Below are 17,770 nucleotides of genomic sequence, written 5' to 3'. Positions count from 1 at the left end.
TTAATAATATAACAAAGTATTGTTTATGACCATAATTAATTTTTAATTTATATAATATTTTTAAATTTTAATATTGATGCTATTATCTAGTTGAGGCAAACGATTACAAAAAAATATATAAATGGAGGATGAATCATTATGAATTATTATGAAGAAAGCTTAAAATTACATGAACAAAAGGTAGGTAAAATAGAGGTAGTGTCAAAGGTAGCAATTATAACAAAAGATGATTTAAGTTTAGCATATACTCCAGGGGTTGCTGAACCATGTAGGAAAATTTATGAGGATGAGGAAAACGTGTACAAATACACTTCGAAAGGAAATTTAGTAGCTGTAGTTACAGATGGAACAGCAGTTTTAGGGTTAGGAGACATAGGTCCTAAGGCTGGGTTACCGGTTATGGAAGGTAAGGCAATATTGTTTAAAGAATTTGCAAATGTAGATGCATTTCCAATATGCTTAGATACAAAAAATGTTGATGAAATAGTTAGAACTGTAAAACTTATATCACCTGGCTTCGGAGGAATTAATTTAGAAGATATTAGTGCTCCAAGATGCTTTGAAGTAGAAGCTAGACTTAAAAAAGAACTTGATATACCAGTATTTCATGATGACCAACATGGAACAGCTATAGTAGTGCTTGCAGGGATGATTAACGCATTAAAAGTGGTTGGAAAGAAAATTGGAGATATAAAAGTAGTTGTAAATGGAGCTGGATCTGCAGGAACTGCTATTTCAAATCTATTACTTTTATCAGGTGTGAAGAATTTAATTGCTTGTGATAAGGTTGGGATTCTATATAGAGGTATGGAAAAAATTGACGATGCTAAAACAGATTTAGCAGAAAGAACAAATCCAGATAACATTAAGGGATCTTTAGCTGATGCTTTAGTAGGTGCAGATGTATTTGTAGGGGTTTCTGCTCCTGGAGTAGTAAATCAAGACATGGTGAGGTCAATGAATAAGGATTCTATACTATTTGCAATGGCAAACCCAACACCTGAAATAATGCCTGATGAAGCAAAAGCAGCAGGTGCGAGAATAATAGGTACAGGACGTTCAGATTACCCAAATCAAGTTAACAATGTACTTGCATTCCCAGGAATATTCAGAGGAGCATTAGATGTTAGAGCTAGGGAAATTAATGAAGAAATGAAAATTGCAGCAGCGTATGCAATAGCTAACTATATTAAAGAAGATGAGTTAAATGAAAATTATATTATCCCTAGTGCTTTAGATAAAAAGGTATCAAAAACAGTTTCAGATGCAATAGCAAAAGCTGCTAGAGAATCAGGAGTAGCGAGAATATAGATTAAATAATATATACAAGGAGGTATATAATAATGAAAATTCCAATTAAGAGAACACTTGATAAAATTCCAGGCGGTATGATGGTTGTTCCACTTTTTTTAGGGGTATTAGTTAATACATTTTGCCCACAATTTCTAAAAATTGGTGGCTTTACAACCGCATTATTCAGCTCAACTGCATCAACAACAATATTGGCTTGTTTTATGTTTTTAATTGGTTCACAAATTAATTTCACATTAGCGCCAAAGGCATTAAAAAAAGGTGCACTATTAATAACAGGAAAATTTATAGTAGGTGCTGGAATTGGTATATTTGTAGGAAAAGTTTTTGGGCCTACGGGAGTATTAGGTTTATCACCATTAGCGATCCTTGCGGCATTAACAAATTGTAATGGTGGGTTATATGCATCGCTTGCTTCACAATATGGTGATGAAACTGATGTAGGTGCTTATGCGTTATTGTCTTTAAAAGATGGTCCATTTTTTACATTAGTTGCATTAGGTGCATCAGGACTTGCTCAAGTTCCTATTATGTCACTTGTAGCAGTATTAATTCCAATAGGAATAGGAATGATTTTAGGAAATATTGATCCTGATATGAGAAAATTCCTTGGAAGCAGTAAATTATTATTAATCCCATTCTTTTCATTTCCATTAGGTGCAGGAATGAATCTTGGAACTATTGTAAAGGCTGGAGGTCCTGGTATATTATTAGGAATAATAGCTGCCTTTACTGGAATAGGAGCTTATATACTTCTGAAATTATTTAAAGAAGAGCCTATAATTGGTTTAGCAACAGGGTCAACTGCAGGGAATGCTGTAGCGACACCAGCTGTTGTTGCAGCTGCAGATCCAACATTAGCTGCTATAGCAACAATAGCTACTGCACAAGTTGCAGCGGCATGTGTAGTATCTGCTATTGTTTGTCCATTTATTGTTTCTTATGCATTTAAATTGCTTAGAAAAAATAAAATGAAAAAATTAGATGAGGAAGCAGCTCAGGATAAAAAAATAATTATTTCATAAATAAGCGGTAAATAAGATATTTAGATAGCTGTTAAATTAAACACGGAAAAATGGAAGACAATAATGAACGAAGTGATATATAATAGGATTGAAGTATCTATTCCTATATTAATCCTTCTATCTGCATGCATGGTCTTCTATGGTTCCGTGTTTTTAAAGGTTTTTAATTATAAAAATTAAATTGGGATATATTAAGGTTAAGGTGATAAATATGAAAAAAGCAATGAAGTTGCAAACAAAGCTTACATTATTGATTATCACAGTAGTGTTTGTTTCTATATCTATAATAATTTTTTTTGTCGCCTCATGGATGACTGGAAATATTGAAAGCAAGGCTAGAACTAATATTATGAATGTAGCGGCTATGGTAGCACATTCTAGAGAAATAGTAGATGAGTTGGAGGCTAAGGATCCGAGCGGTCAGATTGGACCTTATGTTAATATGCAACTTAAGAATTTAGAACAGGTTGAATATATAATTGTAGCGGACATGGAGGGCGTTAGATATTCTCATCCAAACCCTGAAATGATAGGGAAAAATTTTGAGGGGGGAGATGAGTATAGAGTAGCTCAAAGAGGAGAAACCTATATTTCAGAGGCTACGGGGACTCTTGGAAAATCCTTGAGAGCTTTTACTCCAATATATGATGCAGAAAATAAGAGAGAGATAGGGTTTGTTTCTGTAGGTACACTTACCCACAGTGTTGAAACCGCCAAGCATACAGCCATTTTATATATAATTTTAATTGCGCTTGGTGGATTGACGGCAGGTATAATAGGGGCATTTTTATTAGCAAATAACATAAAGAACACTTTGCTAGGACTTGAGCCTGAGGAAATAACAAAGCTTTATAATGAAAAGATGGGAATTCTTGATGCTATTCATGAAGGGTTAGTAGCTGTTGATAATAGCGGTAGAATTACTCTTATAAATGATTCGGCCTTAAATATATTACACTTTGAAAATAATGTTAATAAAGAGCATATTATAGGGCAGAACATAGAAGAGGTTATTCCTAATACCCGTATGATTAATGTATTAGAAACAGGGGAATCTGAATTTGAAAAAGAGCAGAGGATAAATAATACTATAATAATGACTAATAGAATTCCTATAATGAATAGAGGGAAGGTTGTAGGAGCCATTTCTAGCTTTAGAGATAAAACAGAGGTGACCAGAATGGCAGAAGAGCTTACAGGTATAAAAAAAATGGCATGGTCATTAAGGGCACAGAATCATGAATTTATGAATAAGCTTCATACTATTGCAGGACTTATTCAGCTTGAAGAATATAAAGAAGCTCTTCAATTTATATCAGATGTGGCTAAGATAAGAAATAACATAAGCCGTATATTAACTGAAAATATAAAAGATATTTCTTTATCAGCAATATTGCTTTCAAAGTATAATAAGGCTGAGGAATGTAGAGTTAAATTAAAAATAGATGAAGATTCAAAATTAATAAAGTTACCTGAGTACATAACTTCAGAGGAAATAGGATCATTAGTAGGAAATTTGATAGAAAATTCTTTAGATGAAGTTAAAAATGATGGTACTGGAGAAATATACATAAAAATAATTGAAAAAGAAGAAATGCTGTATATAAAAGTTAAAGATAATGGACCTGGAATTCCAAAGGAGTATTGGGATAAAATTTATAATCAAGGATTCTCAACAAAAGATGGGCAACGAGGTCATGGGATGTATATTGTAAAGAAAATAATAGATGAGGCTAAGGGAACAATAGAATTTAAGGTGGATAAAGGTGTTCTTTGGAGTATAACTATACCTATGATAAGGGGTGAAAAATTTGATTGAAGTAATGATTATTGAGGATGATCCTATGGTAAGAGAAATAAATTCTAAGTTTTTAAAAAAAGTTGATGGGTTCAATTTGTATAAATCCGTTTCTAATCTTACTGATGCTAAAGAATTTTTATTAATAAAAAAACCTGATTTAATTTTACTGGATGTTTTTCTACCTAAGGAAAATGGTATTGATTTTTTAAAGTGGCTTAGAAGTGAAGAAATTGAAGTAGATGTAATTTTAATTACTGCAGATAAAACAATAGAAAGAGTACAAGAGGCTTTTAGATATGGAGCGCTGGATTATCTTATAAAACCATTTAGTTTTGAAAGATTAAAAGAAGCACTTCACCAATTTAAAGAGAGGCACTATAAATTTAAAAAAAGTAAGGTTATAGAACAAGATGAATTGGATAGATTAATTATAAATACAAACAGTTCACAGGATGAAGAAAGTTATACAAAAGGACTAAATAAATATACTTATAAGTCAATATGGGATGAAGTAGAAAAAAGTGATTATAAATATTTTACTGCAGAAGATCTGTCAGAAAAACTAGGAATAGCAAGAGTAACAGTTAGAAGATATTTAGAATACATGGATAAGGATAAAAAAATAGAAAAGTTAATAGAATATGGGAAAGTAGGTAGACCCCAGTATAAGTATAGAAAAAATTAAATTGATTAGGTAAATTATTAGAAAATTAGGAGGCATTTATGGGGAAGTGTAATAACAAGATATCCATTTCATCCACATAAAATACTTCATATGTAAGGAAAAATTTTACAGGCATTATTGAAAATAAAATAATTTTAAGACTTGAACTGTAATAGAGATAAAAACTTTATTGCAGTTTTTTTATTTGAAATTTTATTAATATAAATCAAAAAAAACTTTTTTACTTTGATTTTTTGCTGTTTTTATATTGCGAGGACTTAAATAGCTGATTCCGATTGGATAAGAAGGTTAGTAAGAATGCACATTAAAATCTAAGTGATATTATAAAAAGTACAGATTTATTTTATTTAGGAGTTATATGAAAAAATTTATGTATAACGTATTAGATTTTAGAAAATAATAAAAGTAATATTTAAATACATTTATGTAGATAATTCTAGAAAAGCTAAGTTAAAACAATAACAATAAGCAAAAAACGACAATTTTAGCTTTTAATAGAATGGTTTTTGCGAAAAAAACATGATATTATAAATGATATTATAATGATATTATAATTATATAAATAAAAAGGAGTGATATGAATGAGGATAGCAATAGCTGGAGCAGGAGCTATGGGAAGCAGATTCGGACTTATGTTACATAAAGCAGGTAATGAGGTTATACTACTTGATAAGTGGGCTGATCATGTTAATGCAATTAATAAATCAGGATTAAGAGTAAATTATAATGGTGAAGATGTGGTTGAAAAAATACCAGCATTTTTCCCAAGTGAAATGGAAGGGTATAAAGGAGTTATTGATACTGTAATATTATTTACAAAAGCTATGCAATTAGATGATATGTTACAATCAATTAAACCAATATTATCAAAAGACACTAAAGTATTATGTTTATTAAATGGATTAGGTCATGAAGATACTGTTGAAAAGTACGTTGATAAAGAAAATATATTACTTGGAAACACTATGTGGACAGCTGGATTAATAGGACCTGGCGAAGTAAAACTTTTTGGAAATGGAGAAGTTGAACTTCAAAATGTATATCCCGGTGGAAAAGAAGCTGCATTAGAAGTTGTAAAGGTACTTAATGAGGCTGGATTAAATGGAATATATAGTGAAAATGTAATGTATTCTATATGGAGAAAAGCTTGTGTAAATGGTACTTTAAATGGAACATGCACTATTTTAGATGCAAATATTGCTAGTTTTGGAGCAACAAGTGTAACTGATAAAATTATTAGAACAATTATTAATGAGTTTGCTGCGGTAGCTGCAAAAGAAGGTATTAATCTTGATAGTGAAGAAATTGTAAATCATGTTAAATCTACATTTAATCCAAATGGAGTAGGTAAACACCATCCATCGATGCACCAAGATTTAATAAAAAACAATAGATTAACAGAAATAGATTATATTAACGGGGCTGTATGTAAAAAGGGTGCAAAATATAATATTCAAACACCTTATTGTCAGCTTTTAACTGAATTAGTTCATGCAAAAGAAGAGATTTTAATAGCACAATAATAAAGGAGAAATTTGAAGATGTCGAATAATAATAAAATTACCATTAAAGATTTTATTAACAAAGTCCTAGCCGGAACAGCGCTGGGAATAATTGTAGGTCTTATTCCAAATGCTGTTTTAGCATCCATTTTAAAGTTATTTGAACAAACAGATATTGTAGTAATGTTAACTCGTACTGTTTATATGTTTCAATTAGCTACTCCATTATTAATTGGAGCGCTTATTGCATTACAGTTTGGATTTAATCCAATGAAAATGGCTGTTGTTGCAGGAGCTGCTTTTGTAGGTTCTGGCGTTACTACCTTTAATCCACAAATGCAAAATATGGTAAATAATGCAATGGGAGCGTATGTTAGTGCTGGAACAGGTGATATAATAAATACTATGCTTACTGCATCAGTAGCAGTTATTTTAGTATTATTAATTGGAGAGAAGTTTGGATCAGTAAGTATAATACTTTCACCTATAGTTATCGGTGGTGGTTCAGGATTAATAGGGCTACTTATGCTTCCTCATGTAAAAGGTTTAACAGCTATGATTGGTACTGGAATTAATTCATTTACCAATTTGCAACCTGTAGTAATGAGTATTTTGATAGCTTGTTCATTTGCTGTATTAATTATTTCACCAATATCAACAGTTGCTATTGGTATGGCTATTCAATTAAATGGTATATCAGCAGGTTCTGCTGCTGTAGGAGTTGCTGCAACAACTATAGTATTAGTTGTTCACTCTTGGAAAGTAAACAAGTCAGGTGTTACAATGGCAGTGGGATTAGGTGCAATGAAGATGATGATGCCAAACTTATTCCGTTATCCAATTATCTTAGTACCTATTTTATTTACTTCTGCAATATCTGCTATACCAGTTGCCATGTTTAATGTTATGGGAACACCTTCTTCAGCCGGCTTCGGATTGGTTGGGTTAGTTGGACCATTAGCATCTATTGATGCAGGATTAAATGTATTTGCTGCAGTATGTATATGGTTTATTATTCCTACAGTAGTAGCAATAATATCATTAATATTATTTGAAAAAGTATTAAAGTTATATAAAAAAGAAGAAGTTTTTATATATCTTGGATAAAATAGAGAATTAAAAAATAGAGTTTCTAGAATTAGAACCTAAGAGCAATAGTTTTCTACCAATTAGCAACGTCTGCAAGCCTCTTTTGGCATGCGGTCACAAGCCTTTAGGGCAATAACCTATGGTAGAGGAGTATATTTCTAGGTGAAAATAGAATAATTTTAAGAATTGAACTGTAATAGAGGTAAAAATTTTATTACAGTTTTTTTTGTTTAACAAAAATAGATTATGGGATAGAATATAAAGTGAAAATAGAGATGGTTTAATTGTTATTCCCACAAATATTTAATACGATTCATTAGAAGCCAATAATTAGAGTAAAAGGATTATCGTATGATATAATAGGCATATAAGTAATGCTTTTGTATAATAAAATTATATTTGGAGAGCCATTCTAAAAGCTGGAACGGTTTTTGTTACTATGAATAACTAAATTCCCAATATGCTAATAGATATTGAGAACGATAATATAAAGATGGGGTGTAACTTTTGTCAAATAAAGATAATAATTTAAAAGAGGAAATAGTTAATCTTATTAGTCAAGGAGATAATGATAGAATAGAATTTAGGCATCATAGTGGTGGTCCAAATTTATTAGGTAAGATTATCTCATCTTTTGCAAATGCATCAGGTGGCAAATTGATTTTAGGGGTAAATAATAAGGGCAAAATCGTTGGTTGTAAAAAAGATGATGTAATGGATACCTTTAATAAATCTAAAGAGAAATTGATACCATGTCCTATTGTTTCAATAGAATTTATTGAAATAGATAAAAAGGTACTGGCGATTATTTCTATAGAAAAAAATCAGAAAATAATTTCATCTAGTTTAGGCGTATTTAAAAGAATTAACAATTCTGAAGAAATCATGGTAACAGAAGAAATAAAGAGAAAACAGTTAAATGCAGTTACCAAAGATGAAATTAAAGATACTGTTGGTGAAATGGCTCAGCAAATTTCACAGCTTACAATTACATTAGAAGATACTATACAACGATACAGAAGCCAAAACAAACTAAGTAGAAAAATTATTGAATGGATAGCCTGTGGAATAATTGGAATTATTTTATCAATGCTTATTCACCTGTAAGGAATAGTAATTCTGGCTTGACATTGACATTATCAATGGAATTTAGAGAAGATTACGCCTGTTCAGTACAGAAATTATCTTCTCAATGCAGCATAGTTTTTTTGATTGTCATTTACGAAGGATACCTTTTATATAGTAGGAGTTATGTTTTTTTGAATTAATTTCATAAAGGTATCAGGTGTAACAATTCTTACTTTAGAATTTTCATTTAATTTAGTTACTACATATTGAACATTATCCATAGTTTTACTCCATACATGAACGTAAACAAAAGTATATGAATCAGCACTTTTAATATCTGTATAGCCTAAATTAATCCTATTATTAACATTATTAATTAGTTGCGCCTCATTTTCTAGACCTTCCCAAAGCAAATCACGACAAGATACTATAGGCTTATTATTTGACCAAATTATTTTTCCATCATAGGTACTATTTTTTTCATAGTTAAGATAAAAAAGACCATTTATATTAGAGTGACAAGTATAGTTATCCCATAGATCTTTTCTGTAGAAAGCTTCATCATCAAGTATTAGTACATTCTTTTGATCAACTTTTTTCATATACTCATTTAATCTTTTGGTATAAGTACCTAGCTTATTTATAGGAAATTTACTAGGATACATATAACCATTTCCAGAGGGCGGAACTACATAATTATCATTGTGTTTTGGAGAACTAGCACTTTCATAGTATTTACTAAAAACTGTAGGGGCTAAGTAATAAAGTGATGGACTTATAGACCAACCTAAATTGAAATTGCCTCTACTTTGGGAACCGTACCAGCTTTTTGAACTGTAGTTACTTCCAAGAAACCATTGTTGATTATCACCATCAGACATAATAAATGTTATATAATGAACACCATCTTCTTTAGGGATTTTATTATTAGATTTTTGATTATGTGTAGCTAGTGGATAGGAACTTAACACAGATAAATTATAAGACCAATCAGAAGCAATTACATCTACTCCAAATTTTGAAGCTATATTCACATTAGTATGTTCATCAGGCCCCCAACCCAAACAACGTGAAGTGTTATCCATAGATTTAAATATAGTATCTCTTAAAGAATTATCATTTACATCATCTTCATAAAATATTAGAGATTTTGACATTATTGAATAATCTCTTAAAGCTATATATTTACTAGGAGATAGTTCTATAACAGTAGAATGATTTAGGCCCAAGTTCCAAAGATTATTATATGCCCAATATTTATCTGTATCTCTACAATCTTTAATTAAATTGCTTACTCCAGCACTTTTAATTTTAGATTCTAAGGATTCTTCAATTACTATTGAATCTTCTAAGCTCGCAAGAGAGCAAGCATTATTTATAGATGGACCTTTTAAGTTACTATATAATATATATCCATTTATATAGTTTTTAAATTTACTTAATAATTGCCAAGGATCTTGAATATTTGTATATTTAACATTATGACTATCATTTAAATCTTTAAGCCAAATTTGGTAGTCAGGTTCATTAGAACTAAGTATATAAATCTGATCATCCGATTTAGTTGCGACTAAACCTTGAAGGGTAGATATCATGGTTTTTTCTTCATTACTCATACCATTTTCTGAGATAACATATAGATGTTTTGGAATTATAGAATTTTTAATATATGAATCATTGATATCTAATATATGATCTTTAAAGAATGATGAGTAAACATTACAATTAGAAGGCTTTTTCATAAGATTTGTATCTGAAAGAGTTTCTGAATAAGATAGAATGGGGGAAAAAGAATATAATAGTGTTAAAAGTATAAATGAGCAGATTTTAATAGATTTTTTCATAGTTACATACCTCGCATATAATTATTGTCCAACATTTATTATGATTAGTTAAAGAACTGTAGTTTATTCATTGGAGTAATTGTTAATTGAGGAAAATAGTAAATAAAAATAATTTTAGTGGGAAGTTAGGGATTCCCTAAACGCATTTCAAATGAAATGCGTTTACTTTTTGTGTTAATTTAGAACTTATTAAAATAAGTATCATATCTTATTAGTATAAATAATAACAATTTCTTACAAAAAGAAAAACCTTTTGTAAAGGGGTAAGGGGCAACGATGATAAGAGCAAATAGAACACTTAATTCAATTAAATTGAATGATACTGCGAAGGTTACAGCTTTAATAGTAGATGGAGAGCTAAGAAGAAGATTCCTTGATTTAGGAATAATAAATGGAACTGAAATCAGACCTTTATATGCAAGTCCATTAGGAGACCCAACAGCTTATTTAATTAGAGGTACTGTAATTGCAATAAGGGAAGATGAAGCAAGATTTATTCAAGTAACAAATTGCTAAATAAAGCTTATTAAGAAAGGGGCAGGATAATGGGGTTAACAAAGAGTTCTACAGGCTTAAATATTATGTCTAAAGTAAAGAAAATTAGCATTAAGGATATTAATTATACAATAGGATTAGCTGGAAATCCAAATGTAGGAAAGAGTACAGTGTTTAATGAATTAACTGGGTTAAATCAGCATACTGGTAATTGGCCGGGTAAAACAGTAGCTAATGCAGAAGGTGTATATGGATATAGAGAATGTGGATATAAAGTAGTTGATTTACCAGGAACCTATTCTTTATTATCAAATTCTGAAGAAGAGGAAATCGCAAGAGATTATATATGCTTTTCAGAATATGATGCAATTGCAGTAATAGCAGATGCTACTTCATTAGAAAGAAATTTAAATTTGTTTCTTCAGGTTTTGGAAATATCTGATAACGCTATGTTGTGTGTGAACCTTATTGATGAATCTGAGAAAAAAGGTATAGAAATTAACTTTGAAGAATTAGAAAAAGAATTAAAATGTAAAGTTGTTAAAGCTGCAGCTAGACAAGGTGTTGGAATTGAACAATTTAAAGAAGAAATATCCAAAATAGTAAAAGAAAAAAATCAGCAAGGATTTAAAGTTCAATATAATAAAGAAATAGAAGATGCAATTACAAAAATAAGTGATTTGTTGACTATAGAAATAAGTGATAAAAAGAAGCGGTGGCTAGCACTAAGATTAATAGAAGGCGACAGGGTTTTATGTGAGTCTCTAATTAAAAGATTTAAAATAACAGAAGACATAGTTTTTGAAATACACAATATAAGAGAAAAGGTTAAAGAAGAGCTAGGTGAAGGTTCTATAAGTGATATAATAGTAGGAACAATTATTAAAAAATCTGAAGAGATTTGTAAAAAGGTTGTATGTGCGCCTGAACAATATACATTAAGGGATCAAAGAATAGATAAAATATTGACATCTAAATTAACTGGAATCCCAATAATGATTTTGCTTTTAGGAGTAATATTATGGATAACAATAACCCTTGCAAATATTCCCTCAGAAATTTTATCTAGGATGTTTGCAGCAATAGAGATTAAATTAAGAGAATTCTTTATCTATATTGCTGCACCAAGCTGGTTAACGGGTGTATTAATAGATGGAATGTACACAACAATAGCTTGGGTAACGTCGGTTATGTTACCACCAATGGCGATTTTTTTTCCTATGTTTACATTATTAGAAGATTTAGGATATTTACCAAGAATAGCATTCAACTTAGATAAGTGTTTTAAAAGATGTTGTTCATGTGGAAAACAAGCACTAACAATGTGTATGGGCCTTGGGTGTAATGCTGTAGGTGTAATTGGTTGTAGGATAATAAACTCACCTAGAGAGAGATTAATGGCAATAATAACAAATAATTTTATGCCGTGTAATGGTAGATTTCCAACATTAATTACAATTGCCACAATATTTATTGGAGCAACAGTTGGAGGTATAGGAAGTGTTTCTGGAAATATTATAGCTGCAGCAAGTGTAACAGCTATAATAGTTTTAGGTGTGTTTATGACACTCTTAGTATCTAAAATATTATCTAAAACCTTTTTGAAGGGGATGCCTTCTAATTTTGTTTTAGAATTACCTCCATATAGAAGGCCACAAATTGGAAAAGTTTTAGTAAGATCAATTTTAGATAGAACATTATATGTATTAGGAAGGGCACTTGTAGTTGCAGCACCAGCTGGAATAGTTATTTGGATATTTGCAAATATTTCTGTAGGAAATAATTCTTTATTATGTACTTGTGCAGAATTTTTAAATCCATTTGCTAATTTAATAGGAGTAGATGGATATATATTAATGGCATTTATATTAGGGCTACCAGCAAATGAAATAGTATTGCCTATAATAATAATGAGTTATTTAAGATCATCAACAATGTTAGAACTAGATAGTGGAATTCAGCTTAGAGAGTTATTAATTGCAAATGGGTGGACGTTATTAACAGCTATAAACGTTATGTTGTTAAGCTTAATGCACTATCCTTGCGCAACAACTTTAATAACCATAAAGAAAGAAACAAAGAGCTTTAAGTGGACATTTTTAGCATTCATAATACCAACAATATGTGGTGTGGTAACTTGTTTTGTTGTAACTCAAATATGGAGATTTATATAGCTATAACAAAAAAGCACTTTGGATTAAATTTTCCAAAGTGCCTTTTTTATGTATTAATTCTTTTTGCTATTTGTAACTTTTTCTTGATGTTCACTATTCTCTGTTCTTTTAGTGCCAACATTAACATTTTGTTTGTTTTTTTCTTTACTATTACCTTTAAACATTAATAATCACTCCTCTTCAAATATTATCTTTTCCTTTTGAAAGTAGTAATATTCACTTGTTTTTAATATATTACACTTACTTTATAAATCGTTCACTAGGTAACATACCATTTATATATTCTTATAATGGATATATCTAAAGTTAAAAAAACCCAAAAATTCAAATAAATATGGTACAATGGATAGAGGTAAATTATACTACTGTTATGCAAGCTAAAAGAAAATTAAGAAAGAAAGGTAGAGGTAAAGTAAATAATATGAAAAAGCTAATGATCGTATTTAAGAGAGATTTAAAAAGCATTTTTAAAAATCCAGTAGCACTAATTATTGTTTTTGGAATATGTGTTATACCAGCTTTATATGCCTGGGTTAATATAAAAGCTTGCTGGGATCCTTATGGAAATACAAGCACTATGCCAATAGCGGTAATAAATAATGATAAGGGCGCTAATATGGTGGGAGAAAATATAAATGTAGGAGGGGAAGTAGTAGAGGAACTTAAAAGCAATAAAAATATAGGTTGGAAATTTGTTTCTAGGGAAGATGCAGATATGGGAATTGTTGATGGAACTTATTTTGCAACCATAGAAATACCAGAAAGTTTTTCGGAAGATTTGACTAGTATAGTAACCGATAAGAGTAAAAAAGCCCAGATAATTTATAAGGTTGACACGAAGGCAAACCCTGTAGCAGGAAAAATAGCAGGAGTAGCAGAGGGAACTTTAATAGATCAAATTACTTCGAATTTTATATCAACTGTTAATAAAAAAGCTTTCCAAAAGGTTAAAGGATATAAAGAGGATATAAATAAAAATCGTGATGATATAATAAAACTTAAAAATTCAATTATAACAGCAGGAAGCGATATGGATACTATAGTAGCTGTTTTAGAGAATGTAAATGCGAACTCTGGTAATTTAAACACTTATTTAAAAGTGGTTAAAGATACAATGCCAGCTTTAACAGGTGGTATAGCAATAGGACAAACAACAACTCAAAATACAGAAAATTTAATAAAAACAACTAATGATAGCTTAAATACATCTTTTAAAACTTTGAAACAAAATTTAACGGAGATGAAGATAAGCATTGATAAAATAACAGCTATTTTAGATACAATAAATAACAATGAAAACACAACGGAAGTAAACAATCAATTAAATACTGTAAATAACAATATAAATCTTATAAATGATAATATAAATTCTAGTATACAATACCTTGAAGCTATTAATAAGGTAAATACAAATGAAGCAATATCTCAAACTATAGTTAGTTTAAAGTTATTACAAAGCAATTTAAATGATCGCGCTTCTTTAGTAACATCAATTTCAAATGATTATTTAAATGGGAAAAAAGATAATGATGAGGTTATGAAACAATTAAAGAGTGATTTGCAGAAAATATCAGAAGACATAACAAAGACAACAAATCAGTTTGAAAATAATACAATGCCCGCTTTAAATGAAATAGCTTCTTACTTAACAAATGCAACAAAGGATGCATCACAACTTTTAAAAAGTTCAAATGGGGCAGTTGAAGGAGTTAATACTTTAATAACTTCAGCTACAGATGGAAGCCAGCTTACAACGAAGGTTTCTGGAGATCTTTTAGAACAGTTAAAACAGTATAAAGATGAAATAAAATATTTGGGTAATCAATTATCAAAAATAAATGATAATGATTTAAATACCATATTTGCAATACTTCAAAGTAATCCGGATTTAATGGGTGAATTTATATCAAATCCATTTAATATAAAAGAGGTTAAAGTCTATTCTGTTCCAAACTACGGCTCTGCAATGACACCAGTATATTCAGTACTAGCCCTTTGGGTTGGTGGTTTAATTTTAACGTCAGTATTAAAAACTGAAGCACCAAAATTTAAAGGTACGGAGAATCTCACAATAAGAAATAAGTATTTTGGGAAAATGCTTATCTTCGTAACTTTAGGTATAATACAGGGGATAATAATAGCTTTAGGAAATATATTTTTACTTAAAGTGTATTCAGTTAATCCATTCTTAATGGTGATATTCTCAATATTATCATCTATAACATTTTCAATCATAATATTCACAAATGTATCTTTAGTTGGAAATGTAGGTAAAGCTATTAATATAGTATTTATGATTATACAATTAGCGGGTTGTGGCGGTAGTTACCCTATACAGTTAGATCCACTTATATTTAGAATATTACAACCACTATTTCCATTTACCTACTCAGTAGGAGGATTTAGAGAGGCTATTGCAGGTCCTTTAAGCAGTAGCGTTGTTTTAGATATAGTAATGTTATTATTATTCTGTGCATTATATATTATATTAGGTTTTATTTTTAAACCACGTCTGCATAGTATTGTAAAAGTGTTTGAAAAGAAATTCCATCAATCAGGTATAGGCGAATAATTGAGGTGAAATCATGAAAATGTTATTTAAAATATTCAAAAGAGATTTAATAAAAATTAAAAAAAATTATGCAGCTGTGATAGTAATAATTGGACTTTGTATTATACCATCACTATATGCTTGGATAAATATTGCAGCCTGTTGGGACCCCTATGCAAATACCGGTGATTTACCAGTAGCAGTAATAAATAAAGATGATGGGACACTAATAAATTCAACAGAAGTAAATGTTGGAGATCAAGTAATAGAAAACCTTAAAAAAAATAAATCAATAAAGTGGGAAGTAATAGATGAGTGGCAAGCTAATAATGATTTAAATGAAGGAAAATATTATGCTATTATAGAAATTCCACAAAATTTTTCAAGTGGGTTAGTAAGTTTAACTACAAGTAATCCTAAAAAGCCCAATATAATTTATAAAGCAAATGAAAAGACTAATGCAATTGCTACTAAAATTACTACTGTAGCTAAGGATAAGTTAACTAAAGAAATAAAATTAAACTTTGTAAAAACCGTTAATGAAAAAACTTTTGATGAATTAAACAAGGTAGGATTGCATTTAGATAATACTAGTGTAAAGGTGCTAGGACTTAAAAATGTAGTAGATACAGCTAATGAAAATTTGATAAATATTAAAGGGTATATAGATAGTTCTTCTAAAAATGCTCAAGATTTAAGTAAGTATATAGCAAGTATTAAAAATGATTTACCACTTATTACAGATCAAATAAATAATTTGCAAAATGTAACAGAAGCAAGTAAAAAGTTAGTGACTGAAACCAAAAGTAATTTGGCTACCGTTAATGGTAATATTAATGGGGATATTATGCAATTACAAGTAGTATCACAGAAAGTAGATACTTTGCTTAAGAATATTAAGAATCCATTAACTCCAGAATATGAAATTAATAAAAGTATTAAGCAATTAGAAAGTTATAAAGAAACCCTAGAAAATTTAGTGGATTCTACAATTAAAGAGGTGCAAGGAATTAACTCAACTATTGATAATGAACACTTAAATTCACTAGTAGCATCACTTAATAACATTAAAGAAGAGCTGGCACAAGAGGAAATTGCCTTAAATAATTTAAAAGATGAATTTAATAAAGGCGAAATAAGTGATAAGAAGTCTAGGGATATAGATTCAGTGATGAAAATTAATGATGAATTAATAAATAGAATATCAAAGGTATCTAATGAATTTTATAAGAGTGGGACAGCTACAATTAATAATATTGCAAGTATTACTAATTCCAGCTTAGATGAGCTGAATTTAATATTAGAAACAACAAAAATTATAGTGCCACAATTAAATGCTTTGGCTAATTATGGTATAGCATCTAGTAATGAAGCTGTAAAGGCTGCAAATGAGTTAAATAGTAAAATAACATTAATACAAACTGAGGTAACAGACTTAAATAATAAATTAAACGGGTTGAATGAAAATAGTTTAAATAATATTATTGATATAATGGGAAAAAATCCAGAGGAAGTAGCTAGCTTTATAGCTTCTCCCATAGAAGTAAAAGAAGTTGATGTATATGGCACAGGTGTATTTGGTATAGGATTAACTCCGTTTTATACAGTGCTTGCTATATGGGTAGGAGCACTTTTGGCAGGAGCTTTATTAACAACAACTTGCGAAGATTTTGAGGTGGGACCGCAGCCTAATATGTTGCAAAGACATTTTGGGAAAATGATGATTTTTATTAGTTTAAGCTTAATTCAAGCTATTATAGTTACATTGGGGGATTGGTTAATACTAGGGATACAGGTTTATAACTTACCTTTATTATTTATATTTGCTATTTTAACATCAATTACTTTTACAATAATAATCTTTACTTTAGTATCAATATTGGGCAATGTAGGTAAAGCTATTGCTGTTATCATAATGGTTTTTCAAATAGCGGGTGCAGGAGGTATATATCCAATACAAACTAATCCACAAGTTTTTGGAGTGTTATATCCATTATGGCCATTTACGTATGCTATAAATGGTTTTAGAGAGGCAATTGCAGGTCCATTTTGGAAAACAGTAAATATAAGTATTGTAGTACTTATAATATACTGTATAATATTCATAGTTCTTTCGATATTAAAAAAACCATTCTATAAAATAACCCATTTTATGGAGTATAAATTTGAGAAATCTGAATTGTAAAAAATACAGATATTTTAACTTTATTTCAGCTTTTTATTTA

General features: G+C 29.7%; 12 protein-coding genes. 11 read left to right on the top strand and 1 reads right to left on the bottom strand.

What is annotated here, in order from left to right; translation table 11 throughout:
• Positions 1-138 precede the first annotated feature (138 nt).
• From J1C67_RS18840 to J1C67_RS18810, 7 genes are all read left to right on the top strand, one after another.
• On the top strand, positions 139-1,311 hold the full coding sequence (locus tag J1C67_RS18840) for an NAD(P)-dependent malic enzyme (RefSeq protein ID WP_167867408.1): 1,173 nt from the start codon (positions 139-141) through the stop codon (positions 1,309-1,311).
• Between the two features lie 32 nt (positions 1,312-1,343).
• A complete protein-coding gene (locus tag J1C67_RS18835) occupies positions 1,344-2,336 on the top strand; it encodes a 2-keto-3-deoxygluconate permease (RefSeq protein WP_167867407.1) in 993 nt (330 codons plus the stop codon).
• 211 nt (positions 2,337-2,547) lie between these two features.
• On the top strand, positions 2,548-4,155 hold the full coding sequence (locus J1C67_RS18830; protein ID WP_167867406.1) for an ATP-binding protein: 1,608 nt from the start codon (positions 2,548-2,550) through the stop codon (positions 4,153-4,155).
• Complete coding sequence (locus tag J1C67_RS18825) at positions 4,148-4,822, top strand: response regulator (protein WP_089973380.1); 675 nt, start codon at positions 4,148-4,150, stop codon at positions 4,820-4,822. Before J1C67_RS18830 ends, J1C67_RS18825 begins: the two co-directional genes overlap by 8 nt.
• Before the next feature lie 581 nt (positions 4,823-5,403).
• Positions 5,404-6,345 carry a 2-dehydropantoate 2-reductase gene (locus tag J1C67_RS18820; RefSeq protein WP_089973383.1) on the top strand — a complete coding sequence of 314 codons (942 nt, stop codon included), beginning with the start codon at positions 5,404-5,406 and terminating at the stop codon, positions 6,343-6,345.
• 18 nt (positions 6,346-6,363) lie between these two features.
• Positions 6,364-7,431 carry a PTS sugar transporter subunit IIC gene (locus tag J1C67_RS18815; RefSeq protein WP_167867405.1) on the top strand — a complete coding sequence of 356 codons (1,068 nt, stop codon included), beginning with the start codon at positions 6,364-6,366 and terminating at the stop codon, positions 7,429-7,431.
• 489 nt (positions 7,432-7,920) lie between these two features.
• Complete coding sequence (locus tag J1C67_RS18810; RefSeq protein ID WP_167867404.1) at positions 7,921-8,520, top strand: AlbA family DNA-binding domain-containing protein; 600 nt, start codon at positions 7,921-7,923, stop codon at positions 8,518-8,520.
• Positions 8,521-8,648: 128 nt separating this feature from the next.
• On the opposite strand, the gene J1C67_RS18805 is transcribed toward J1C67_RS18810, so the two are convergent.
• Complete coding sequence (locus J1C67_RS18805) at positions 8,649-10,325, bottom strand: GxGYxYP domain-containing protein (protein ID WP_167867403.1); 1,677 nt, start codon at positions 10,323-10,325, stop codon at positions 8,649-8,651.
• 276 nt (positions 10,326-10,601) lie between these two features.
• On the opposite strand from J1C67_RS18805, the gene J1C67_RS18800 reads away from it, so the two are divergent.
• The 4 genes from J1C67_RS18800 to J1C67_RS18785 all read left to right on the top strand — a co-directional run bounded on the left by J1C67_RS18800 (position 10,602) and on the right by J1C67_RS18785 (position 17,730).
• The gene (locus J1C67_RS18800) at positions 10,602-10,841 is read left to right on the top strand and encodes a FeoA family protein (RefSeq protein ID WP_089973518.1); all 240 of its coding nucleotides are present in this window, start codon (positions 10,602-10,604) and stop codon (positions 10,839-10,841) included.
• Between the two features lie 29 nt (positions 10,842-10,870).
• Positions 10,871-12,994 carry a ferrous iron transport protein B gene (feoB, locus tag J1C67_RS18795; RefSeq protein WP_167867402.1) on the top strand — a complete coding sequence of 708 codons (2,124 nt, stop codon included), beginning with the start codon at positions 10,871-10,873 and terminating at the stop codon, positions 12,992-12,994.
• A gap of 370 nt (positions 12,995-13,364) precedes the next feature.
• Positions 13,365-15,566, top strand: a complete 2,202-nt coding sequence (locus tag J1C67_RS18790) for a YhgE/Pip domain-containing protein (protein ID WP_244980259.1) — start codon at positions 13,365-13,367, stop codon at positions 15,564-15,566.
• 13 nt (positions 15,567-15,579) lie between these two features.
• Positions 15,580-17,730 (top strand): YhgE/Pip domain-containing protein, encoded by a 2,151-nt coding sequence (locus J1C67_RS18785; protein ID WP_167867401.1) that lies wholly within the window; start codon positions 15,580-15,582, stop codon positions 17,728-17,730.
• Positions 17,731-17,770: the final 40 nt, after the last annotated feature.

This window comes from Clostridium gasigenes, assembly GCF_017348895.1.
Lineage (GTDB): Bacteria > Bacillota > Clostridia > Clostridiales > Clostridiaceae > Clostridium > Clostridium gasigenes.
Note: the sequence above shows the minus strand (reverse complement) of the source record. Positions and strands in the feature narration are given on the sequence as shown.

Excerpts from the sequence above, each read along its gene's own strand:
- J1C67_RS18840 (WP_167867408.1), top strand. The coding sequence starts at position 139 with ATGAATTATTATGAAGAAAGCTTAAAATTACATGAACAAAAGGTAGGT.
- J1C67_RS18835 (WP_167867407.1), top strand. The coding sequence starts at position 1,344 with ATGAAAATTCCAATTAAGAGAACACTTGATAAAATTCCAGGCGGTATG.
- J1C67_RS18830 (WP_167867406.1), top strand. The coding sequence starts at position 2,548 with ATGAAAAAAGCAATGAAGTTGCAAACAAAGCTTACATTATTGATTATC.
- J1C67_RS18820 (WP_089973383.1), top strand. The coding sequence starts at position 5,404 with ATGAGGATAGCAATAGCTGGAGCAGGAGCTATGGGAAGCAGATTCGGA.
- J1C67_RS18815 (WP_167867405.1), top strand. The coding sequence starts at position 6,364 with ATGTCGAATAATAATAAAATTACCATTAAAGATTTTATTAACAAAGTC.
- J1C67_RS18805 (WP_167867403.1), bottom strand. The coding sequence starts at position 10,325 with ATGAAAAAATCTATTAAAATCTGCTCATTTATACTTTTAACACTATTA.
- J1C67_RS18800 (WP_089973518.1), top strand. The coding sequence starts at position 10,602 with ATGATAAGAGCAAATAGAACACTTAATTCAATTAAATTGAATGATACT.
- feoB (WP_167867402.1), top strand. The coding sequence starts at position 10,871 with ATGGGGTTAACAAAGAGTTCTACAGGCTTAAATATTATGTCTAAAGTA.
- J1C67_RS18790 (WP_244980259.1), top strand. The coding sequence starts at position 13,365 with ATGCAAGCTAAAAGAAAATTAAGAAAGAAAGGTAGAGGTAAAGTAAAT.
- J1C67_RS18785 (WP_167867401.1), top strand. The coding sequence starts at position 15,580 with ATGAAAATGTTATTTAAAATATTCAAAAGAGATTTAATAAAAATTAAA.